The organism is Pseudomonas fluorescens (genome assembly GCF_900215245.1).
Classification (GTDB): Bacteria; Pseudomonadota; Gammaproteobacteria; order Pseudomonadales; family Pseudomonadaceae; genus Aquipseudomonas; species Aquipseudomonas fluorescens.
The window spans coordinates 2358699-2381361 of sequence record NZ_LT907842.1 but is presented as its reverse complement, the minus strand read 5'-3'; the positions used below and the strand labels follow the sequence as shown (position 1 = coordinate 2381361).

General features: G+C 61.7%; 15 protein-coding genes. All 15 read right to left on the bottom strand.

From position 1 onward, the window contains the following. Positions 1-7 precede the first annotated feature (7 nt). The gene (gene pgaA / locus CPH89_RS11040) at positions 8-2488 is read right to left on the bottom strand and encodes a poly-beta-1,6 N-acetyl-D-glucosamine export porin PgaA (protein ID WP_053253746.1); all 2481 of its coding nucleotides are present in this window, start codon (positions 2486-2488) and stop codon (positions 8-10) included. Positions 2489-2788: 300 nt separating this feature from the next. Further along, complete coding sequence (locus CPH89_RS11035) at positions 2789-4285, bottom strand: YdgA family protein (RefSeq protein WP_053253745.1); 1497 nt, start codon at positions 4283-4285, stop codon at positions 2789-2791. A 147-nt stretch (positions 4286-4432) separates the two neighbouring features. Beyond that, a complete protein-coding gene (locus tag CPH89_RS11030) occupies positions 4433-5065 on the bottom strand; it encodes a hypothetical protein (RefSeq protein WP_053253744.1) in 633 nt (210 codons plus the stop codon). Between the two features lie 96 nt (positions 5066-5161). Next, complete coding sequence (locus CPH89_RS11025; protein ID WP_053253743.1) at positions 5162-6610, bottom strand: efflux transporter outer membrane subunit; 1449 nt, start codon at positions 6608-6610, stop codon at positions 5162-5164. Then, positions 6607-7515: an efflux RND transporter periplasmic adaptor subunit gene (locus tag CPH89_RS11020; protein ID WP_053253742.1), complete on the bottom strand. Its 909-nt coding sequence runs from the start codon at positions 7513-7515 to the stop codon at positions 6607-6609. The genes CPH89_RS11025 and CPH89_RS11020 overlap by 4 nt, the downstream gene beginning before the upstream one ends. Then, entirely contained in the window at positions 7512-7721 is a 210-nt protein-coding gene (locus tag CPH89_RS11015) for a DUF1656 domain-containing protein (RefSeq protein WP_016969155.1), read from the bottom strand. Before CPH89_RS11015 ends, CPH89_RS11020 begins: the two co-directional genes overlap by 4 nt. Next, the gene (locus tag CPH89_RS11010; RefSeq protein WP_053253741.1) at positions 7718-9796 is read right to left on the bottom strand and encodes an FUSC family protein; all 2079 of its coding nucleotides are present in this window, start codon (positions 9794-9796) and stop codon (positions 7718-7720) included. Before CPH89_RS11010 ends, CPH89_RS11015 begins: the two co-directional genes overlap by 4 nt. Then, positions 9793-10212 (bottom strand): MarR family winged helix-turn-helix transcriptional regulator, encoded by a 420-nt coding sequence (locus CPH89_RS11005; RefSeq protein ID WP_053253740.1) that lies wholly within the window; start codon positions 10210-10212, stop codon positions 9793-9795. The genes CPH89_RS11010 and CPH89_RS11005 overlap by 4 nt, the downstream gene beginning before the upstream one ends. A gap of 231 nt (positions 10213-10443) precedes the next feature. Next, positions 10444-10857: a hypothetical protein gene (locus tag CPH89_RS30110; protein WP_141125164.1), complete on the bottom strand. Its 414-nt coding sequence runs from the start codon at positions 10855-10857 to the stop codon at positions 10444-10446. 138 nt (positions 10858-10995) lie between these two features. Further along, on the bottom strand, positions 10996-11433 hold the full coding sequence (locus CPH89_RS10995; RefSeq protein ID WP_053253738.1) for a hypothetical protein: 438 nt from the start codon (positions 11431-11433) through the stop codon (positions 10996-10998). Then, positions 11430-12083: a hypothetical protein gene (locus CPH89_RS10990; RefSeq protein ID WP_053253737.1), complete on the bottom strand. Its 654-nt coding sequence runs from the start codon at positions 12081-12083 to the stop codon at positions 11430-11432. Before CPH89_RS10990 ends, CPH89_RS10995 begins: the two co-directional genes overlap by 4 nt. A 312-nt stretch (positions 12084-12395) precedes the next feature. Next, positions 12396-12641, bottom strand: a complete 246-nt coding sequence (locus tag CPH89_RS10985; RefSeq protein ID WP_053253736.1) for a DUF2789 domain-containing protein — start codon at positions 12639-12641, stop codon at positions 12396-12398. 9 nt (positions 12642-12650) lie between these two features. After that, the gene (gene cysC, locus CPH89_RS10980; RefSeq protein ID WP_053253735.1) at positions 12651-13262 is read right to left on the bottom strand and encodes an adenylyl-sulfate kinase; all 612 of its coding nucleotides are present in this window, start codon (positions 13260-13262) and stop codon (positions 12651-12653) included. Further along, the gene (locus tag CPH89_RS10975; RefSeq protein ID WP_053253734.1) at positions 13246-14760 is read right to left on the bottom strand and encodes a TolC family protein; all 1515 of its coding nucleotides are present in this window, start codon (positions 14758-14760) and stop codon (positions 13246-13248) included. Before CPH89_RS10975 ends, cysC begins: the two co-directional genes overlap by 17 nt. 41 nt (positions 14761-14801) lie before the next feature. Continuing rightward, positions 14802-22616, bottom strand: coding sequence for an Ig-like domain-containing protein (locus tag CPH89_RS10970; protein WP_053253733.1), 7815 nt, complete (start codon positions 22614-22616; stop codon positions 14802-14804). Positions 22617-22663: the final 47 nt, after the last annotated feature.

Sequence of the window (22663 nt, the reverse complement as noted above, 5' to 3'; positions counted from 1 at the left end):
GGCTCTTTTAGAAACGGTAAATGAGGTCGACGAGCAGGCGCAGATCGCGTTCGCGAACGCCGTCGTAAGGTCGGCTGATCAGGCTCAGGTTGGCGCCGGCTTCGAGTACGTCGTTCCAGCGAACGCGTTGGCCGTAGCCGATCAAACCAACGCCACCGGTGGAGTAATCCCGCTGGCTATACGTGCCTGCACCGACCTGGAACTGCTGACTCCACTGGGTCTCGTAGCGGTGATAGAGCACATGGTTGACCGTGACGGTGGGCAACACGCTGAAGTCCGATTTGGGGTTGAAATACACCACGTCTTCCTTCGAGTTGCGGCTGGCGCCGACCTCCAGGCCCAAGTCGACTTGCACGTGCGGCGAGCTGTAGATGCCCTCGCGCCCGGTGAGCAACGCTTCGAGCCGGTTGTTGCCGTCGCTGAAACGGGACGGGCTGAGGGACAGTTTCCATTCGCGGCTTTCATTCGCACGCCAGCGGATAAACCCGCTGCCGCCGTTGGCCGTGACATCGGCATTCAAGGCCCGCAGCGGCGTGCTGGTCAGCAGGTAGCCGAGGCTGCCGCCGTACTGCCAGTTGTCGTTGATATCGCGGGCAATCGACACGCTGGCGCCTTGTTTGGCGCCATAGCCGTAGGAGTGGTTGGAGACTTCGGCTTCAAGGGTCATGTCGCGGGTGCGCCGCTCCACGCCGACGCGCTGCCAACGGTGCTGGCCGGTGCCTTCGGTAAAGTCGGCGGTGGCATAGCCAGCTCCGGCGAAGACCCGCCAGTCTTCGTCGATGGGCGGGCTGTAGAGCACGCTTTCGATGCCCCAATCACGGCTACCGGCGACCGCGCCGACGTCGCCGTTATTGCCCCCGCCGTAGCTTTTACCGGTGTAGGCCTCAACGCGCAGTTCAGCCATGTCGTGCACATCGCGCAGACGGCTGAGGCGCTGCACCTGGCGGCTGTCCGGGTTGCGGGCCAGCACGTCATCGGTCAGCGCGTCCATTTGGCGCCATTCCTGAAGGTCCATGGCGGTGTAGGCCTGGGACACTTCCAGGCCGATATCACGCGGGACTTGGGTTTCGGTTTCCTTGAGGGCGCCTTCGGCGCGGCGCGGCCAATCACGGGCGCGGTACATATCCGCCTGGGCCAGGCGCAAGCCGACATTGCCCGGGGCTTTTTGCACCAGTGCCTCAAGGCCGGTCTCACTGCCCGGCAGGTCACCGCCGTAGGTGCCGGCCTGGGCCGCCAGTTGTTGCGCGTCCATCCAACTGTCGTTGGGGTTGCCAATGGGCAAGCCCTTGAGTTCGACGCGCGGTTTCTGGGTGGTGGCCAGGCTATTGGCGACGTCGCGCGCTTCCATCACTTTGTCGCTTTCGAGCAGGGCGTAGAACAACGCGGTACTGTCTTCGACGTGATCGCCAGGGTCGGCATCCGGCGCAGTCAGCGCCTGGCGATACAACGGCTCGGCTTTTTCCGGCTGGCGCTGGTCGAGGTAAGACGCGGCGACCCAGCGCACGGCATAGGTCGGCAATTGCACGCCTTCGCCGTTGAGGGTTTGGTACTCGCGAATCACATCAGCGGTGCGTGCCCGCGCCTTGAGCGCGCCCAAGCGATCGATGCGCCAGCGCACCACGTCGTCATGGGCGCTGGCGTCCGGGGTCCAGCGCGCGAGCAGTTTGTCGTAATCGTTGAGGGCGCGGTCGGCGACCACGTAGCGTTCTTTTTCGGTACGCGTGGCGAACTCGGCCATGCGCACACGCTCGGCGGCGAGGTCGCCTTCCAGACGGCGCTGGGTGACCGCGTCGAGCACGCCCGGATGTTTGGCCGACAGGCGCAGCGCGGGCTCCGGCAAGCGAGCCTTTTGCAGGGCGATGATGTATTCGCGGACCACTTCGGGCTTGTCACCGGCGCGGGTGAAGGCGTGGTCGAACTCGAACAGCGCGTCGTAGTTCAAGCCCGCGCGGGTCAGTGCATAGCCCAGGGCCATGCGGCGGTTGGGGTCATCGGGTTGCGCCGCCACCAACGCGCGCAAGCGTTGCACCGCCTCGGCCGTTTGACCGCCGTCGGCCTGGGTCAGGGCCTGGCCCAGTTGCAGGTCGATATTTTTCGGTTCGCGCAACAGTGCCTGCTGATAGACCGCCAAAGCTTGCGGCCACTGCTTTTGATTGCGATACGTGCGCGCGACCGTGGCCAGGGCTTGGGTGGTGAGGTTACGGTTTTTGCCCTGAGCCTCGTACACCTTGAGCACTTCGGCGTCTTGACCGGCCCAGCCGGCAATCACCAGGTGGTCGCTGATCTGGCCGGGGGTCTGGCGCTCGGCGGGCAGTTGGCGCAATTGGGCAAGGGCGGGCGTGAAATTGCCGTTACGCGCCTGGATGATCAGGGCATCGTAGGCCGGGTCGGCCAACGCGAGGCTGGGCATCAGCAGTTGGCTGCACAAGGCGGCCCCGATGAGCAGTCGCAACCGGCCTGAAGCACTGATGGGTAGGTTTCGCAGCATATCGAGAGCTTCCTTACACAAGGAAAGCTGTAACGATAGGTGGTCCTGAGCGAAACGCATCAGGGTGCCGGCGTCTAGTGACCCGGCCTAGCTTTCCTGTAGGAACTATCCCTCAGTAAAGTAGGCAGAAGGCCAATTGATAACAATTGTTCAGAATTGCAGGGCCTGCCGGAAATATGAATGTGGGAGCGGACTTGCCCGCGACGATGAGGTATCAACCGGCCTTAACGCCGGTCGTTTGACCCCTGTCGCGAGCCCTTCGGCTCCCACATTATTTATTTCTTACTGATGTAAGAAATCTTACTGGGCGCCGCTGACCGCACCCATTTTGGCCATGACAAAACCAATGAACTGCTCAACGGTCATCTTCTGGCCGTTGAACATCACTTCATTGTTGGCGTAGTGCAGTTTGGAGACCACGTCGGTGCCCACCAGGGTCGCCAGTTGCGTACCGACCGCCATGCCGCTGACCATCTCGGCAGCCATCTGCGATTGCTGCTCGATGGCTTTAGGGTCGGTCACACCGCCCACTTCGGCTTGCAGGGCGGCTACATCGCCAATCATTGGCTTGGACAGGGTCAGGTTGGCATCCAGCAGGGCGATGACTTGTTTGCCCAGCTCAACCGGCGGCAGTTCCATCGACGCAGGCTTGGTCAGGTCCAGCACCAGGTTGAATTTGCTTTCGCCGTGGGTGGTTTTCAGCGACAGGTTTTCCACCGCCAGTTGCGGCTTGGCGGCCAGCACCTGGTTGACGTTCGCCTCTGCCAGGGTCTGCTCGGCTTCGCTCAGCTGCAGCTCAGGCACGGGCTGGCCGGCCGCCGCAGCGGCTTGCACCGGTTGCATCTTGTCCTGGTAAAGCTTGGTCAGCACCAGCATCGCCGGGATGTCGACGTTCTTCATGCTCAAGGCCATGGCCGCCGAGCCGACAGGCTTACCCTGGTAACCGATCTCGTCGATTTTGTAGTCGACACGGCCGGCCAGGTTGTTGTCCTTGGTCTCGCTGGTGTCTTTCTGCTCGAAGCCCTTGAGGGTCAGCACCGCTTTCTGCGGGCCGAAGGTGACCTTGGTGTCGGTCAGCTCAACGGTGTTTTGCCCGGTGTAGAAACCGAAGGTGGATTTTGCCAGGTTGCTGGCCACGGTCAGGCCAGACAGCTCGGCTTCAAACGGCGCACCGTTGGCATCGATCGCTGCGACTTTGAGGCTGTTCATGTAGCCGTCGGCCTTGACCTTCTGGCCTTCGGCGGTGCTGTCGAAGTCCAGGTTGGCGCCGGAGAAACTCACCGAGGACTTGTCGTCCTTGAACTCCAGAGGCAGCAACTCGACGTTGCCGTTGACCGAACGGTTGTAGCCGATATTGGCCACGCCTTTAAGCGGCGACACGTCCTTGCTGGCGGCGAACCACTTTTCGGTGGTGGCGTTTTTTTCCAGCGCGTAGTGACTGGTGGCCATGACCGGCAGCCATTTCAGCGACACCAGGCGGGAAAACGGCAGCGGGCCGTGTTCGATATGGTCGACAAACAGCAGCTCAGGGTTGGGGTTTTCTTCGCCGAAGACGCTGCCTTGGCCCTTGAGGCGGTAATGGGCGGTGCTGCTGAACAGGCCACGGTCCAGGGAGACCAGCTCCAGGTTCACGGTGCCGTCGACGCCGGCCATGGAGGTCTGCAGTTCCTTGTTGGCGTTCTGGATCGCGGTTTGCAGCACCGGCTCCAGCTGCTTACCGGTGTACCAGGCGCCGCCTGCACTGACGACGCCGACGGCGACAACAAAACCCAAAAGAACAACTGCTGGCTTATTCATGAAGTGACCTGATCAAATCCTGTGAGAAGTGGGCTGTCTTCCTTGAACCCCGAGGGGGTTGGCTCAAGCCCGCCGAAACGGGGGGAAGATTAGCACTGGCAGCCGCGAACGGCTCAGCTTTTCAGAGGGGTCAGGTCAGCAGATGGTTCACGAGTACTCCAATTCGACCTCATCAAGTTGGTGATCGAAACGCTTCAAACGGGCCGTCCAGGTGTACACCAACACCTCAAACTCGCGGTGTATGACGGCATTGCCGGGGGTGTCGGCCTTGGGGTCACAGAAATCCAATTGGTAACGTTCGCGGGCCATGGCGTTGGCCACATCGGACAATTCCCGTGCGTTATTCAGCCAATGCCTGCCATCAGCGACCTGCTGGTCGAGCAGCACGCATTGTTTTTTCAGGGCTTCGAGGCTTTTTTCCAGAGGGGTGCCGGTGAGTTCGCCCATCACCTCCTGGAAGGTGCGGCCGGGCTGCCAGTAGCTGCCCCAGAAATAGCGATCGAACACGGTTTCAACGCGGCGTAACGCGACCTTGGTGTCCCAGATCGCTACGCGTGTCTTGCCTTGCTCAAGCAACTTCTTCTTCACCCGTTGGTTTTGATACGACGCCCACGCCACCACACCAATGGACAACGTGCCGATCACCAGGCAGGCGCTGTCGAGAAAGACCATGGCCTTGTCGATTTGGTGGGCGAGCATGACGCCGTAAAAATAAGCGGCCGATAGCAACACCAGTGCGAAGAACACGCACCAGAAAGCGGGAGCATAAGGGTTTTTCATTATTGGAATCCCCATGAGCAAACGCGAGCAGTGACAGGTAAGTCGGCCCTCAGGCGAAGAGCATGGCGACTCACCAGTCAAAGCATAGCTTTTAGCTCAGGGTTTGCCGGATTGTGACGCTTGCGTTCGTCCGCTTTCCCAACCACCGCCCAACGCCAGGAACAGATCGATCTGGCTCATGGCAACCTGGGTGTTCGCCGCGGCCAGTTGCGCGCGCACATCCGTGTAGGTGCGGGTGGCTTGCAGGTCGGCCAGGAACGACGCACGGCCGGCCTGGAAGAAGCGGTGCGTCTGCTCCGATGCTTCTCTGGCGGACTCGCCGGCATCGGCCAGCGCATCACGGCGTTGCAACTGTGCGGTGTATTGCGCAAGGCCGGTCTGGGTTTCGCGAATGGCGTTAAGCACCACGCCGTCGAAGTGTGCCAGGGCGCCCTGGGTCGCGGCTTCAGCTTCGTGGATTCGCGCACGCGCACCGTTGGTCGGCACAGACCAACTGATCAGCGGGCCAAAGCCCCATCGGTTAGTGGCCGGCGTGCCGAGGTCATCGAGAAGACCGACGGTGCCTACCGTGGCCCCAATGCTGATGTCCGGGTACAACGCGCCGGTGGCCACGCCGATACGCGCAGTGGCAGCGGCCAGTTGGCGTTCGGCCTGGCGCACGTCCGGGCGGCGTTTGAGCAACGCGGCGCCGTCGCCCACCGGCAGCAGTTGGGCGATGTGCGGCAGCTCGGCGCAGGTGTTGGTGCCCGCTGGCAACTGGTCCACCGGCTTGGCGAGCAGCATCGACAAACGGAACAGGCCCGCCTGGCGCGACGCTTCATAGCGCGGCATGTCGGCGCGCAAGGATTTGTATTGGGTCTGCGAGCGGGTCACCTGGGTTTCATCACCGCGCCCGGCGTCGCGCAGGCGCTGGGTCAGCTTAGTACTCTGGCCTTGCAGGTCGAGGGATTGGTTGGCAATCGCCAGCTCTTCGTTGGCGGCGCACACTTGGGTATAGGAACGCACCACGTCCGCCACCAGGGTGATTCGCGCGACATCGGCAGCCGCCTGCGCCGCGTCGGCGCTGGCCTGGGCGCTTTCAATGCCGCGTTGCAAGGTGCCGAACAGATCGAACTGATACGAGGTGCTGATCCCGACGCTGCCGATATTCCCTACCGGGACTTTTTCCGTCAGCAAAAAGGCCTCACCGGATTCCTGCAGGCGCTGGGCTTCGGCCTTGACCCCGGCGTTCCAACCCCCGGCGGATTCAGCCTGTTGCGTCTGGTAGCGGGCGCGTTGCAGGTTGGCCGCAGCCACACGCAGGTCGGTGTTGGAGGCCATGGCCTGGCGCACCAGCTCATCCAGGCGCGGGTCTTTGTAGAGTTTCCACCAGTGCGCCGGCACCGGCGCCGACACGACGTTGCTGCCTTCGCCCGCAATCTGCCCTTGCAGGTCGCCCCGGTTGATCGCCGAGGTTTGCGGCAATTTGTAGTCCGGGCCTACCACCTGGCACGCCGACAGCAGCACACCCAAGCCGGCCGTGGCCAGCAACGCCGCCGGTTTCATGGCTGTTCTCCCTGCTGCGCGCGGTCTTTGGCAGCGCCCCGGTCATCGATGATCGACACCGTGGCCGTGCGCCCGGCGATCATGCGAAAGTCAGCCGGCACATCATCAAAGGCGATTCGCACCGGAATCCGCTGGGCCAGGCGCACCCAACTGAACGCCGGGTTGACGTTGGGCAGCAGGTTAGAGCCGCTGGTGCGGTCACGGTCTTCAATACCGGCGACGATGCTCTGCACATGGCCGTGCAGGCGGGTGTTGTCGCCGATCACGCGGATATCCACCGGCATGCCGACGTGAATGCCGTCCAGCTTGGTCTCTTCGAAATAGCCGTCGATGTGGAAGGAGTTGCTGTCCACCACCGAGAGCACCGGGCGCCCGGCCGTGACGAACTCCTGCGCACGCGGCGCACGGTCGTTGACGTAGCCATCGACGGGGCTGCGGATCACCGAGCGGTCGAGGTTGAGTTGGGCCGCGTCCACAGTCACTTGCGCCTCGGCCAGGGCCGATTGGGCGCGAGCCACGCGGGACTGGCTTTCCTCCAGTTGCTCACTCGGCACCAAATTGCCGAGGCCACGGTTACGTTTGTATTCGCGCTGGGCCTGGGCCAAGGTTTCCTGGCGGTCAGCCACGGCGGCCTGGGCTTGGCGCAGGGCCAGCTTGAAGCGGTCCTGGTCAACGGCAAACAGCACCTGACCCTTGGCTACCAATTGGTTGTCGCGCACGTCCACTTGCTGGATCAACCCGGACACGTCCGGGGCGATCTGCACGATGTCGGCACGGATATGCCCGTCACGGGTCCAGGGCGCAAACATGTAGTACATGACCATGCGCCACACAACGACGACCGCAAACGTCACGATCAACAGCGTGAGAACGACACGGCCGATGGTCAAAAAAGGTTTTTTCATGTCATCAGGTATCGACTGAGTGAGTCCACCGCGCCCAGCAACAACGCGTAGAGCCCCACATTGAACAATGCCCGGTGCCAGACCAGGCGATAGAAGTGAATGCGCGTCAACAGCCCGTGCACCACCAGAAACAACACATAGGTAATGCCCATCAGCACCAGCAGCGTGGGCAGGAATACCCCGCTGATATCCAGATCACCGATCATAAAGGCGCTCCATCAGGTAACGGCGCTTCCCGCTCGGTGCCGTCAATAAATTCCACGCCAGGCAGCAACGACAGGCGCAGACCCGCCAATGCGTGCAACAGATGCAGGCGGGTGTCTTCTTCGTTTTGCAGGCCCTGGCCATTGAGGGCGCGGCGTGTGCGGTCGAGGGTCATCAGCAGACCACCGGGCGCGGGCAAGCGTTCACCCGCCTTGAGGCAGGCCTTGAAGTAACCGCCCACGCCTTCGACCACCTGGTTGAGCAATACCCGTGGCACGCCATAGATGCGTGGCGAATAGGCCAGCAGGTCGAGCAGGTTCAGCGCCACACGCAAATCGCGCAGGGCACTGCCGGTGTCCTGGCCGATGAGGGCCAGGCGCGGCAGGTGCTGCATCAGGCGGTCAAGCATTTGCACAGCCATGTGGCGGTGTTCGGCCAGGGTTGCGGGCTCGGTCAGGCTGACAATGTCGCGCCAGCTGAAACGGGTCAGGCGCTTGGCTGCCAGTTCGGCGCCGAACGGCCGTGCGACCAGCGTCCACACAAAGGCAAACAACAGGCCCACCGGCCCGGCCAGGTTGACGTTGGCGAAGTTCAGGAAGTCCGCGTCGTAGGCGCCCTGGATGCTGATGAACGACGAGGTGTTGACCAGTGTCAGCAGCATGCCGAGGTAGAAACGCGGCTGCACCGTGAGCGTGCCGATGCAGATGAACGGCACCGCAAACGCCAGCACCAGCATCGGGAAATCGTGCAGGTTGGGCAGCACCAGAAACAGGTACAAGCTGGCGAACAGCACCGACATCGCGGTCCAGAAAAAGAACCGGTAGATCTGCGGTGCCGGGTCGTCCATCGAGGCGAAAAAGCTGCACGCCACGGCGGCCAGAATCACTGCGCTGCCGCCATCGGTCCAGCCCAGCAAGATCCACAGCACCGAGGCGACGATGATCGCGGTGACCGTGGAAAACGCGGAATAGAACATCAGCCCACGGTCGAGGAACGGCGTCAGCCGGCCCAGGCGCCAATGGCGGTAGACGGCGCGCCAGGTGTCCTGGCTTTCGCACTGGATGGCGGCTTGCAGGCTGCGACAGTCTTGCCACAGATCGACCCATTCGCCGAGGCGATAAAGGGCGTTGGAGTACAGCAGCGTGTGGCGGTCGTCCAGTGCTTCGCCGCGGGGTTGGGCGGCGTCGATCTTGTCGCGCAGCACGCGCCAGCGCTCCAGGGGCGCTTGCTCGGTGGTGCTCTCCAGCCAGGCGTTGGCTTCTTGCAGCAACGGCGTGAACCGGTCGAGAAACTCCGGGGCGCGGTGTTCAATGGCGTAGATCGCATCGTCCAGGGCATCGATCACCGGCAGCAGGTGAATCATGCGCCCGCGCAGTTCCTTGGTGTTGCGCACCGTCTGCGGCCGTGCGCCCTCGTGGGGCAACTGGCCGATCATCAATTCCAGGGTGTTGAAGGTGGCGACCATGCCGCCGCGCAAGGTGCTGATTTCTTCGGGCGCAACGTTACGGGTCAGAAAACGCTGGCTGTAGACCTGGGCATCGGCAAACCACTTGGCCACCGAGCCGTCGAACACCGGCATCAGGCGCCGCGGCCAGAACATTGCGCCGACTACGGCGGCCACCGCGATGCCGAGGAAAATCTCTTCGGTACGCGCCTCGGCCACATCCCACACCGCCAGCGGGTTATCCACCACCGGCAAGGCGATCAGCGGCAAGGTGTAGCCGGCCAACATCAACGCGTAGTTGTTCGCGGTGCGCAGGTGCATGGACAGGAACAGCAAAATGCCCGTCCACAACGCAATCACCACCACCAGCACATACGGCGACTGCACAAACATCGGCACAAAAATCACCGCCGCTGCGGCGCCCATAAAGGTGCCGATCGCGCGATACAACGCCTTGGAGCTGGTAGGGCCGACAAACGGGCTGGAGACGATATACACGGTGGCCATCGCCCAATACGGACGCGGCATCTGCATGAGCATGGCGATGTACAGGGCGATCATCGACGCCGCAAACGTACGCACACCATAGAACCAGTCGCGGGCCGGCGGGAAGCCGGTAAAAAATCCGTTCAAGGCGTTGCAACCTCAGCCGCTTCAAACGCGCGCAGTACGCGCAGCGCAGCTTCAAGGTCGCTGTGGGCGATATCTGCCAACACGTCCTTACGCAAACGCACCAGTTGCACTTCCACCGCCTGCACCAGCTCACGGCCGCGCTCGGTAAGGCTCAAGGCCTTGGCACGGCGGTCGTGCACGTCTTCGGTACGGCACACGTAACCGCCACTGCAGAGTTGGTCGAGCAGGCGCACCAGCGACGGGCTTTCCATCCCGGACGCCTGGGCGACTTTGACCTGGTGCACACCGTCGCCCAAGCGGCCGATCATCAAGAGCGGCACCGCGCAGGCTTCGGAAATACCGTAGCTCACCAGCGTGGTCTGGCAGATTTTGCGCCAGTTACGGGCGCCCACCACCATGCTGCTGCTGAGGTTCATCTGGAGTTGTTCGAGGGTTTGAGGCACTGGATTGTTCGCATACAGTTAGTTTGCTAACTATCAATATGGTGGATGGAACCAGAGCAGTCAAGTTTTGAAACAAATTTGCGGATGGGTGGCCGGAAGTGAAGATAAGTAAAGCGGGTTTGAGCGAGAACGTTAGATTTCCGGCAGAACAAAGCACCTGTGAGAGCTGGCTTGCCAGCTCCCACATTTAGTTCAGTGTTGGCCTCAGGCTGGCTGTTCGGCCGGAGCATCCAGGCGGCGCTGGATTTCGCCCATCATGTCCAAGCCATCGCGTAGCGAGACTAATGCTGCAGTGACGAGGTGATGAAGGTTCTGGCTGTCCGTTTTGGCGCTGAGCGTTTCTAACAGCTCGGTGCCGATACGCACGCGGCTGCGGGCTGTTTCATGGAGCAGGTGCGAGGGCGCAAACGTGTTGAATGCCAGAACGGGAACGCCGGTGGGATTGGTTTGAAGCGGTTTGTATTGGTCCATCGATAAAGCCTCATAGATAAGATTTTGACCACCTGTCCCCGTCGCCAAACGAGTATGGGTGGCAGCTGTACGCAGGTTGGCGAACCGGTTATCTATGAAACCCGGCAGATCCGAAGATCTCCCGCGCACAGCCGCCATAGAACTCATGTATCCGCCAAGCGGAAAACACGGAGTTAGAGCGCTGTAACGCGTCATAGAATGCGGATCGCCAAATCCGATCGCCGATGTGCGGCGACGGGGCGAACTATAGGGGGGATGGTTGAAGCTGTGCAACTGGCTTATCGACTAACGCCGACTGCTGGAAACGTCAGATTTCTTGCCCCATCGCCAGACGCTCCAAACCTTCATGGCCTCGGACGCGACGACTAGCACCGCCATCACCACCACGCTGTAGCCTGGGACTAACTGAGCGCCTATAAGCAGAAGAGAAACTGAAGGGATGAAAAAAACTAACCGTAACGGGGTTTGAAGGTAAACAAGCCAGCGGACCTTTTGACTACTGAGAAGAAATAAAAAACAGGACGCTATTATCGAGATCTGCAGCAACATGACAAAGCCAAAGGTGTAAATCTGCAGCACGCTGTGGTCACGCAAAACCCATAATGCGCTCTCGATATCGCTCAAATAAGGAACTCGCCCCTCCACTACACTGGTGACCCAATAGCGAACCAGATAAATGGCATCCATCGCTCCCCAAAACCAAAAGACCTGCTTGCGCGTCACTGTTTCGCATCCTCGTATTCATACGCTGTATCCGGCGTTACAGGCTGCCAATGCCAGGATTTCCCACCCTGCTGCCAATTGTCATCCCCCTCCAGATAGCGTTGCTTGATTTGCCGCAGTTCCCCGTACCGGTGCTCAACCGATCTGTGGGTGAGTTGGTCGTCACGACTGTCCAAACGGACCCAGCGCTGCGTCATAATCCTGGTGGTGTTCGCCAGATCTTTCCCGTCGGATAAGAACATTCGCCCTTCGTCACCCATGGATGCCAGTCGGTTTGCGGCCAGGATTGCAGTATTTTTAACCCCATCGTAATCGATACTTACCTTTTCCCATTTACCAGGCCCGACATAAAGTCGGCGCCCCATCAAATGCCCATACTTAACACGGCATTCTCGACTTAAAGGAAGAAAAGGCCTGTCCATTACGAACAGCCAATCACCGGACGCCAACTTGTCCAAAACTCGGCGTTGATCGTTATCCCCTGAACACCGAACAGGAGAAACATTGCACTCGGCTAGCAGCTCGCACAGCCCCTGCAATGCATAAGGCGCGCGAAAGAACTCCCTTACATTGATACCAGCAAAGTAGGGACTTTCGATTTTGGTGAGATCATAGTTTTCAATTTCTTTGTGAGGGATCAGACGCTGCATGACGTGGCCATAAAAGGGAATCAGCGTCTGTAAATAGCGGGCCCCTCATTCTGGCGGCTATCATCCGTTTCTGTTTGACCGGCAGGAAACTTCCCAAGCCGTCCCACTTCTCACACTCCCCCGCTTTGATCGTTCCCACGCAGCATGGGAAAAATCAGACAAAACATCTGTGGGAGCTGCCTGCAATAGCGGTGGATCAGTCGAGGTGGAGGTCAACTGACTCGGCGCCATCGCAGGCAAGCCAGCTCCCACATTTAGATCAACGTTCACTTGAGGTCTGCTAAGCGTCCGTGGGAGTCAAAAGGCAATTTTTTACGCCCTGCGCCCTCCCCGCAACAAAAGATTCAGCTCATCCACCACCTCCGCCCAATCCGCATCCTCCAAAATTTCTTCGCGCAAAAACGCTTTCTGGCTGGCAGTCCAGAAAAAGGCGTCTGCCAATTTCAGATCCGGTTTAAGCGGCGAATGCACCGCCACAAACCTCTCGATACTTACCGGGTCATCGGGCAGCCCGAGCTGTTTGAACAGTGACGGCAAACTATGCACAGGCAGTTCCATGGCTGGCTCCTAATAAGATGATTGCCCAGAGTCTAGTTCAGGCGCCAGCCAGGCCAACAACCGCTCGACGCACTGCTGCACAGGCAGCATGCCGGTGTCCAACTCCAATGATGCATGCGGTGGCGGTTCGTAGGGTGAGCCGATGCCGGTGAACCCCGGCAGCTCACCCCGTCGAGCCCGCGCGTAATGCCCTTTGGGGTCGCGCCTTTCACACACCGCCAGCGAGGCGCTGCACCACACTTCTCGATAGTCGGCGCCCAGCCGCTCAGCAAACACTGCCCGCAACTCGACAAGCGGCGCGATCATCGCCAGGATCACGATTTGCCCGTTATCCACCAGCAGTGCAGCCAGTTCGCTGGCGCGGCGGATGTTTTCCAGGCGGTCGCTGTCGGCAAACCCGAGATCGTTGTTAAGGCCGCCGCGCAGGGCATCACCGTCAAGCACCAGGCTTTGCCGGTCTTGCTCGAACAGAGCGGCCTGCAGCCCCTGAGCTATGGTGGACTTACCCGAGGCAGGCAAGCCTGTCAGCAGGATCGCCACACCGCGATGCCCATTGCGCGCCTCGCGCTGGCGGCGAGTGATGCTCGCCGCCAGCGCGACCGGGTTACTTGACGACGGCACGAGGCACCGCCGTGGTGATGTTACCCGCAGCCCACGCCGACTCGCGGCTGGCCAGGGCGGTGGCGATGGCTTGCACGCGGTCGGAATCCAACTGCTCGGGCAGCGGGTCGAGACCCGCGCTGGCGAAGATCTGGCCGTAGGCGTTGCGCAGGTCGGCGTAGGCCAGGTCGCGGCGCAGGTCGGCTTGCAGCGTATTGAGTTCGCCCTGGATCAGGTCAAGTTCGCCGAGGCCAGCGGCTTCGTGACGGTTGCGCAACTGGGTGAGGATCTGCCCGTCGATGTTGGCCAATTGGTCGTTGGTCCTGAACTGCCGCACGGCGTCCTGGTAGTTGGCGTTGGCCACGTAGATTTGTGCCAGCACGGCGATGGACATCGCCTGGCGGCGCGCGGTGGCGACTTCCTCACCGGCCTTGGCAACGTCGATGGCAGCGGGTGCGGAAATCACATTAAACAGGTTCCAGGTGATCTTGGCGCCGTAGTCAGCCCAACGGTTGTCGGTCAGGAACGAGTTGCTGTCGTAGTGCCCGCCGGCCGAGAACTCCAGGCCCGGCAACAGGCGCAGCATGGCTTTGCGGGTCTCGGCGGCGCTGATGCGGGTCTGGTAGTCCTGCTCGCGTAATTCCGGGCGGTTGGCCAGGGCTTCCTGTTCCAGGCTGGCCAGGTTGACCTTGAGCTCGGGCACGCTGTAGTTGTCCGGCGTGGCCAGCTTGAGGTCGGTGCCCATGGGCAGGTTGATCAGGGTTGCGAGCTCAGTCTTGGCCAGGGACAACGCGCGGCGCTGTTCCTGCAATTGGCGTGTGGCTTCGATCAGCGCGCGCTGGTAACCGAGGGCTTGCACCGGGTCGCCGATGCGCTGCTCGCTCATGCTCTGGCTGTTGGTCTGGGCTTGGTCGACACGCGCCATCAGGCTATCGATCTGGGTCAGTAAACGTTCGGCCGCCACCGCTCGCCAATAGGCCGAGCGCACGTCCTGAACAATGGTGTTGATCACCTTGCGCCGACGTTCCTGGATGATCAGACGCTGGTCGCCTTGCTGCTTGGCGCTGATGTAGCTGACGCCGAAGTCGAGCACGTTCCACACCATGGTCAGGTCGGCCACGCGGCGGTCGCGATCCTGGGAAGTCGACGGTTCCAGGGATTGGGTGCCGGTGCGCACGCTCTGGCTGCTGGAGGCATTGGTGTTGTTGCGCCCGGCGTAACCCGCCGAGAGTGCCATGCGCGGCAGCATGTCAAAACTCGAGAGGTCCGACTGGCGTTTGGCCAGGGCCTCTTCCATCACTTTCAAACGGCCTTCGAGGTTGTATTTGACGGCACGGGCCATGGCCTGGTGCAGCGTCAGCGGGCCGCTCAACGGCTCCTGGTCCTTGTACATGCCTTGCAGATCGCTGCGGGCTCGCTGCTCACTGACACTGCGTTCAATCGGCTCACTGGTGACCGCACAACCGCTGATCGCCAGCGCCAGCAAGCTGGCGCCGAACAACTTATGACGTGTTTTCATCCTTGGACTGCCCCTGTTACCGCGCCTTGAAATAAGTATGTTCAAGCCTGCATTTCGCTGATGCCGACTTGTTGCAGTGCCTGTGCCAGGTCCATCACCTGGCGGTGTTCGATGTCTTTGAGTTGCTGTAATTGCTGGCCGAGCGTCGGCGCTCCAAATACCCCGCGCAGCCCTTGGGCCGGGTCGCCCTGGCCTTTGATCGAATGGCTGTCGAAAGATTTGAGTGAGCTACCGTCGCCGCCGGTTTCACGGTTAAACAGGCTGGAGAAGGTGCTTGTACCAAACATCCCGCCATCGCCACCGCCAAACCCGAGGAAGCCCTTGCCGGAACCGTCTCCAACGTTATCGCTGCTGGTGAACACCTGGGCGATAAAGCTCGGGCTGGTGGCGCCGTTGTTGATAAAAATGTCCCCCAGCGGGCGAATACCGTCGCCCAGTACGCGCTGCTCAAACAGCGGCGCGAACGTCAGTGGTGAACCCAGGTTGCCGCTGGGCGGAGCGAAGACCCCCGGTTGCAGCGGCAGGTTCGGTATGTCGGTCACCGGTCTTGCGACAGCGCCGGTGAGGGTCAGAGGGTCGGCCGTGACCGTGACGCTATTGATCGCGTAGGCGTTGGACTGGCTGATGCCTCCGCCGACGTTACCGGCCAGATCACGAATCGTGCTGTTGTCGACCGTGATGATGTTGGCGCTGACATTGACGTTGTTGTTCGGCGTCAGGGTCGCGGTCCAGTAATAGCCGCCCTCGCCACTTTGCAGGTTGGACAGCGTGCCGTTCGGCACTTTCAGGCTGGACAGGTCAAAGCCGCGCACCGGTTCGCTGAACCAGATAAACACCTGGGTGCCCTGCCCGGCCTTGAGCTGGGTGTCCGACACTTCGATGTACACCTGTGGGCCTTGGGTATCGACAGCAAAATAGTTTGAATAGGCATACGTATCGGCTGATGAGTTGCCTGCCGCGTCCGTCACGCCTTGGCCATTGAGCACCAGCGTGCCATACGTATTATCGAGGTGGTCTTTAGGCGTCAGCGTGGCCGTCCAGGTCATGCCGCCATCCAGGCTTTTCAAGTTGCTCAGCACGCCGCTGCCGACACTCAGGTTTTCCAGTTTCAGACCTGAAACGGCCTCATTGAACGTAATCGTGACGTTGGCCGTTTCGCCCGTGGCGAGCACGGCCTTATCAACCACAATCGTGGCAGTGGCCGGGCGGGTATCGACCGCGTAGTTGTTCGACGTACTGGTGCCCAGCCCTGCGTTGCCGCTGAGGTCATGCACTTGGGTATTGTCCAGGCTCACCACATTGCTGGTGTCTTCGATGTAGCGCTGCGGCGTGAGCGTGGCGGTCCAGGTGATGCCGCCGTCCACACTTTTCAGGCCGCTCAGCCAGGCGTTCTGCGCCTGTGGGCTGTTGTAGAACTCAACGGCTTCACTGAAGGTAATGGTCACTGTCGCCTGCTCGCTGCCGCCCAGGCTGGTCTTGTCGACCACAATGGTGGAGGTCGGGCGTTGGGTATCGACCGTGTAGTTGCGCGAAGTGGTGATACCGGCGCCGGTGCTGCCGCCGTAGTAGGTCACGCCGGCGTTGTTGAGCCGCACCACATTCTGGGCACTGGTGGTATTGGCAAATGGCGTGAGTGTTGCCTGCCAGCTGATACCACCATCACTGGTGCGCAGGTTGGACAGCACGCCGTTGTCGGCACTGAGGTCGCTCAGGTCAAAGTTGCTGACCGCCTTGTTGAAGTAGATAGACACCGTGCTCGTTGCGCCGACTGCCAAACGCTCGGAGCTCAGGTAAACATTGGAACTCAGCGGTGTGTGGTCGACTGTGTAGGTGATCATTGAGCCGGCATCGAACGCGTAGTTGGTATTGCCGGCCAAGTCTTTGACGTAAGCCAGGGACAAACCAATCAGGTAGCTGCCCGAGGAACCCGCGCCCGGCGTCGGCGTCAGTGTCGCCTGCCAGGTCACGCCACCGTCGAGGCTGTAGAACGGACTCAATGTGGCCGCTTGCAGGTTGACGATTGCGCGGTTGTCGAACCCGGTGACCCGCTCGGAGAAGGTGACGGTGACGGTGGCGGTCTCGCCCGGTTCCAGCAGCTTATCGGACAGCGTCCAGGTCGCCGTGGGTATAACCGTATCGATTGCAAAAACCGGCGACAGCGCATTCACAACGCCTCTATTACCGAAGGCGTTTTGAACGCTGCTGGTGTCCAGCGTGATCAAATTGGCGGGGGCCGTCACGTTTGCATTCGGCGTGAACACCGCTGTGTAAAGCGTATCGCTGTAGCGGGTGAGTTGGCTGAAAGTGCCGTCCGGGGCATGCAGACTGCCAAGGTTGAAGCCCTGCACCGCCTCGGAGAAACGCACCGTTACGATCTGTATTTCGTCCTTATTGATAATCGTGTCGTAGATCTCAAGGGTCGCAGTAGGGTGTGAGGTCTGGATGTTGAACGCATTGGAACTGATCCAACCCGAACCGTCGTTGCCTGCAAGATCCCTCACACCGGCGTTGTTCAGCGTAATGATATTGCTGCTGGCCTGAATGCCATCGACGGGTGTGAATAGCCCAGTCCAGGTGCGCCCACCATCGCTGGACGTCATTCTGCTGAGGCTGCCGGCGCCAACGATCAGGTCGCTGTTGTCGAAATCCGTCACAGGCTCCGAGAACGTTACCGTAACGAGGCTGGTGCTGCCGGCAGTGAGGAGCGGGTTGGCAATCACGACGGTGGCAGTCGGCGCCTGGGTGTCGATGCTGTAAGTGTTGGAGTCTGTGGTACCCGTGCCCGCGTTGCCCGCCAGGTCGTTGACGCCCGTGTTGTTCAACGTGATCAGGTTGCGGGTGGCCGTGATACCGGCAGCCGGTGCGAACATTGCGGTCCAGGTGATACCGCCATCGCTGCTGCTGACTGCGCTCAAGGTGCCATTGGCGACCGTCAGGTCGGCGTTGGTGAAACCGGTGACCGCCTCGGAGAAAGTAATGGTCACCAGCGAGGTCTGGCCGACGCCGAGGGCCGCATCCGCGACCACGAGGGTGGCGGTCGGGCTCGCCGTATCGATCGCGTAATTGTTGGAGTTGGTGGTGCCGGCGCCCGCATTGCCCGAGGCGTTTTGTACGCCGCTGTTATCCAGCGTGATCAGGTTGGTGGTGTCAGTGACATTGCTGGTCGGCGTGAAAGTCGCCGTCCAGGTAATGCCACCGTCGCTGCTGCTGAGCGCACTCAAGGTGCCGTTGGCGATGGTCAGGTCGGCGTTGTTGAAGCCGGTGACCGCTTCGCTGAAGGTGATGGTCACCAGGGATGTCTCGCCGGCGTTAAGGGCGTTATCGGCAACCACGATGCTGGCGGTCGGCAACACCGTATCGATGGTGTAGTTGCCTGAGTTGGTCGTGCCGGTGCCGGCGTTACCCGCAATGTCGCTGATGCCGCTGTTGTTCAAGGTGATCAGGTTGGTGGTGTCCTGGACGCCGACCGTCGGCGTGAAGGTCGCGGTCCAGGTGATGCCGCCATCACTGCTGCTGACTGCACTCAACGTGCCGTTGGCGACGCTCAGGTCGCTGTTGTCGAAACCGGTCACCGCTTCGGAGAAGGTCACGGTGACCAGGGTGGTTTCGCCGGCCTTCAGGGTCGGGTCGGCAATCACGACGGTCGCGGTGGGCCGCTGGCTGTCGATTGCATAGTTGTTGGAGTCAGTGGTGCCGCTGCCGGCGTTGCCCGCCTGGTCGGTGACGCCGGTGTTGTCCAAGGTGATCAGGTTGGTGCTGTCGGTGACGTTGCTGGTCGGCGTAAAGGTCGCGGTCCAGGTGAGGCCGCCATTGCTGCTGCTGACCGCGCTCAGAGTGCCGTTGGCGATGGTCAGGTCGGCGTTGGTGAAACCGGTGACCGCCTCGGAGAAGATGATGGTCACCTGTGACGTCTCGCCAATCGCCAATGCGCTGTCGGCGACCACGATGGTGGCCGTGGGTCGCTGGGTATCGATCGCGTAATTATTGGAGTTGGTGGTGCCGGCGCCCGCATTGCCCGAGCCGTTTTGTACGCCGCTGTTGTCCAGCGTGATCAAGTTGGTGGTGTCGGTGATGGCATTGGTCGGTGTCAGCGTCGCGGTCCAGGTGATACCGCCGTCAGCGCTGCTCACCGCCGTCAAGGTGCCATTGGCGACGGTCAGGTCGGCGTTGCTGAAACCGGTGACAGCCTCGGAGAAGGTGATGGTCACCAGCGAGGTCTCGCCGATGGTCAGCGAATTGTCCGCGACCACGATGGTTGCAGTTGGGGCCCTGGTATCGATCACGTAGTTGCCGGAGTTGGATGTGCCAAACCCACCGTTACCCGCCAGGTCACTCACGCCGGTGTTCTGCAGCGTAATGATATTGGTGGTGCTATGGATATTCGCCGTCGGCGTGAAGGTCGCGGTCCACGTGATGCCGCCGTCGGCGCTGCTGACCGCGCTCAAGTTGCCGTTGGCAACGGCCAGGTCGGCGTTGGTGAACCCGGTGACCGCTTCGGAAAAGGTAATGGTCACCAACGAGGTTTCGCCCGCGCTCAGCGTCGGGTCGGCCAAAATAATGGTCGCGGTCGGGCGCTGGGTATCGATGGCGTAATTGTTGGAATCGGTCGTGCCGCTGCCGGCGTTGCCAGCCTGGTCAGCAATGCCGGTGTTGTCCAGGGTGATCAGGTTGGTGCTGTCGGTGACGTTGCTGGTCGGCGTAAAGGTCGCGGTCCAGGTGACCCCACCGTCGGCGCTGCTCACAGCGGTCAAGGTGCCATTGGCGATGGTCAGGTCGGCGTTGGTGAGGCCGGTGACTGCTTCGCTGAAGGTGATGGTCACCAGCGAGGTGCCGCCGATTTTCAGCGCGTTTTCGGCCAGCACAATCGTTGCCGTTGGCCGTTGCGTGTCGACCGCATAGTTGTTGGAGTCGGTGGTGCCGGTGCCGGTGTTGCCGGCCGCATCGCTGACGCCGGTGTTATCCAGGGTGATCAGGTTGGTGGTATCGGTAATGTTGCTGGTCGGTGTGAAGGTCGCGGTCCAGGTGATGCCACCGTTGCTGCTGCTCACGGCGGTCAAGGTACCGTTGGCGATGGTCAGGTCGGCGTTGGTGAAACCTGTGACCGCTTCGGAGAAGGTAATGGTCACCAGCGAGGTTTCGCCGAGCTTCAATGCGTTGTCGGCGACCACAATGGTTGCGGTCGGCCGCTGCGTGTCGATGACGTAGTTGTTGGAGTCGGTGGTGCCGGTGCCGGTGTTGCCAGCCGCATCGCTGACGCCGTTGTTGGCCAGGGTAATCACGTTGGTAGTGTCGGTGATGCCGGCGGTGGCCGCGAGTGTGCCGGTCCAGGTTACGCCGCCATCGCTGCTGCTGAGCCCGCTGACGGTGCCGTTGGCAACGGTTAAATCAGCCGAGGTAAAGCCGGTGACGGCCTCGCTGAAGGTGATGGTCACCAGGGAGGTACCGCCGATATTCAGCGCGGTAGTGGCCACCACGATACTGGCGGTCGGCCGCACGGTGTCGATGACATACGCGTTGGACGTGGTCGTGCCGCTGCCAGCGTTGGTCGCCGCGTCGGTATACAGGGTGTTGTCCAGGGTGATGACGTTGCCGCTGGTATTGTTGCCGGCGGTGGGCGTCAGGGTGGCGGTCCAATGGATATTGTCGCTGGTGGTCAGGTTGCTCAGGGTACCGTTGGACGCCGTCATGTCAGACAGGCTGAAACCGGCCACGGCTTCGCTGAAGGTAATAGTCACCGTACCGTTGGCCGTGGTGCTCAGCGTAGGAGCGCTGACCGAGAGCGTCGCGGTCGGCCGCACGGTATCGATGGCATAGTTGTTGGACGTGGTGGTGCCAACCCCCGCGGTGCTCGTCGAAACGCTGCTCACACCGGTGTTGTCCAGGACAATCTGGTTGGTGGCGCTGGTGGTACCCGCACTCGGGGTAAAGGTCGCCGTCCAGGTGATGCCGCCGTCGAGGGAGTTGACCGCGCTCAGGGTGCCGTTGGCAACCGTCAGGTCGGCGTTGGTGAACCCGGTTACGGCCTGGTTGAAGGTAATCGTCACCGGTGACGTACTGCCGATATGTTGGGCAACGGTGCCGACCACAATGGTCGCCGTCGGCGCCGGGCTGTAAGCCGTGTTCGCGGTTGCGCCGATATCGTTGAACAGCCCGTTGACGGCTGTCGGCTTGTTGCCTGGCGAGGCGGCGGTGGCCAAGCCACCGTTGCCACTGGCACCGGTGTTGGACGTCCCCCCCAGGGTCGCGAAGTTAGCCGCCGTGATCAATACCGCGCCTTTGTTCCAAATGGCACCGACCCCCAGGCCACCGTCACCACCATTGAACGTCGTGCCGCTGCCTGCCGCCGAACCGCCACCACCGCCGCCGCCGGCACCGATGTTACCGGTAATCGAGCTGGTGCCGACGATGGTCAAGGTGGCGCCGCTGGCGTTGTAGATACCGCCGGCCGCTGCGCCGCCCTTGCCACCGGCCGCATTCCAACCGGAACCACCGCCGCCGCCGCCGATCGACAAGCCGCCAGAGGCCGCTGTGCCGCCAGCGGAACCGTTGGTATAGCCGTAGATGCCGGTCGAACCGGCGCCGCCGGTGCTCGAACCGCCGATACCGCCCATGGTGCGATAACCACCGCCCGTACCGCCCTGGTTGGCGGTGCCCGCGGTGCCGGCGTAGATACCGCTCCCGTTGCCGGTAATGCCGCCATGCCCACCGGTGCCGCCGCCCACTGCGCCGCCCCCGCCGCCAGCACCGCCGACATCGCCACCGGCCACACCACCACCGCCACCGCCACCCGAGGCTGCGTTGGCTGTCACGGTGACATTATTCAACGTCAGGTTGCCGAAGTTACTGATCCCGGCCCCGAGCAAATTGGCCGCGGTCGTCGCGCTACCGCCAGTGCCGCCGTCGCCAGCCTTCAGGCCCTTGGTAATCACCAGCCCGTCCAGGGTCGCGGTAACCCCGGAATTGACCGTGAGCACCTGGGTTTTGTACTGCCCGCTGATGGTCACATCCGGCGTGCCGTTGTGGTCGAGGTCGCCTTCGATGGTGAGGTTTTTGGTAATCACCAACTGCGAGTTGAGATTGACCGTCATGCCTGGCGTGTTGAAGGTAACGGTATCGCCCGCCACCGCACTGCCCAGGGCCGTGCGCAGCGAACCGATGCCGCTGTCCGCCCCGCTGGTCACCGTGATCGTCGCCAGGCCGTATTGATACGCCGACATCGACTGATACGACAACGCGGTGTGGTTCTCTATAGAGCCCGTGGCAATCTCCAGCGTCCAGTCGCCGCCCGCGCCGGTGCGGTTGCTGGACGCGGCAATATCACGCCCGGTCAGGCTCGCCAGGGAGTCGACAAAGCTGATGCCCTTATCGCCCTCTGCCGTGTTACAGGCATAGATCAGGATATCGCCACCGACATTCATGTCCTGACCGATCTGCGCCAGCACTGCGCTGCGGGCCGCGACGTTATCGGCCGACAGGTAAGTGCTGCCCAACCACAAGTCGCCCGAATTACCGTGAGCGACTATCTGCACCGAACTCACGCCCTGGTGGCTGCCCAGGTAATCGGCAATCTGTTGCAGACCATCTTTGCTGGCATCCAGCTGCACCACCTGGGTACCGGGAGCGACGCCTTTGAGCAGGTCGGCGGCGTCCTTCACGCGCGCATCGACGAACACCACCGCCTGGCCTGGGACGGCAACCGGTGCCGGTGTGGCCGGCGCGTCGGTTTGCGCGTGGGTGTCCTGGCTGGCCGTCGCGTGATCCGCCGTCGACGCCTTGGCCGCCGCATCCGCAGTGGCATGGCTGTCCGCCTGGGCGGCATCGACCACTGTGGCCGCGACCGCGCCGTCAAACAGCATGCGGGGTTCAAGGAACATGATCATCGGCGATGCCGGGGTGGTGGCGC

Excerpts from the sequence above, each read along its gene's own strand:
- pgaA (WP_053253746.1), bottom strand. The coding sequence starts at position 2,488 with ATGCTGCGAAACCTACCCATCAGTGCTTCAGGCCGGTTGCGACTGCTC.
- CPH89_RS11035 (WP_053253745.1), bottom strand. The coding sequence starts at position 4,285 with ATGAATAAGCCAGCAGTTGTTCTTTTGGGTTTTGTTGTCGCCGTCGGC.
- CPH89_RS11030 (WP_053253744.1), bottom strand. The coding sequence starts at position 5,065 with ATGAAAAACCCTTATGCTCCCGCTTTCTGGTGCGTGTTCTTCGCACTG.
- CPH89_RS11025 (WP_053253743.1), bottom strand. The coding sequence starts at position 6,610 with ATGAAACCGGCGGCGTTGCTGGCCACGGCCGGCTTGGGTGTGCTGCTG.
- CPH89_RS11020 (WP_053253742.1), bottom strand. The coding sequence starts at position 7,515 with ATGAAAAAACCTTTTTTGACCATCGGCCGTGTCGTTCTCACGCTGTTG.
- CPH89_RS11015 (WP_016969155.1), bottom strand. The coding sequence starts at position 7,721 with ATGATCGGTGATCTGGATATCAGCGGGGTATTCCTGCCCACGCTGCTG.
- CPH89_RS11005 (WP_053253740.1), bottom strand. The coding sequence starts at position 10,212 with ATGAACCTCAGCAGCAGCATGGTGGTGGGCGCCCGTAACTGGCGCAAA.
- CPH89_RS30110 (WP_141125164.1), bottom strand. The coding sequence starts at position 10,857 with ATGAGTTCTATGGCGGCTGTGCGCGGGAGATCTTCGGATCTGCCGGGT.
- CPH89_RS10990 (WP_053253737.1), bottom strand. The coding sequence starts at position 12,083 with ATGCAGCGTCTGATCCCTCACAAAGAAATTGAAAACTATGATCTCACC.
- CPH89_RS10985 (WP_053253736.1), bottom strand. The coding sequence starts at position 12,641 with ATGGAACTGCCTGTGCATAGTTTGCCGTCACTGTTCAAACAGCTCGGG.
- CPH89_RS10975 (WP_053253734.1), bottom strand. The coding sequence starts at position 14,760 with ATGAAAACACGTCATAAGTTGTTCGGCGCCAGCTTGCTGGCGCTGGCG.
- CPH89_RS10970 (WP_053253733.1), bottom strand. The coding sequence starts at position 22,616 with ATGCTGTTTGACGGCGCGGTCGCGGCCACAGTGGTCGATGCCGCCCAG.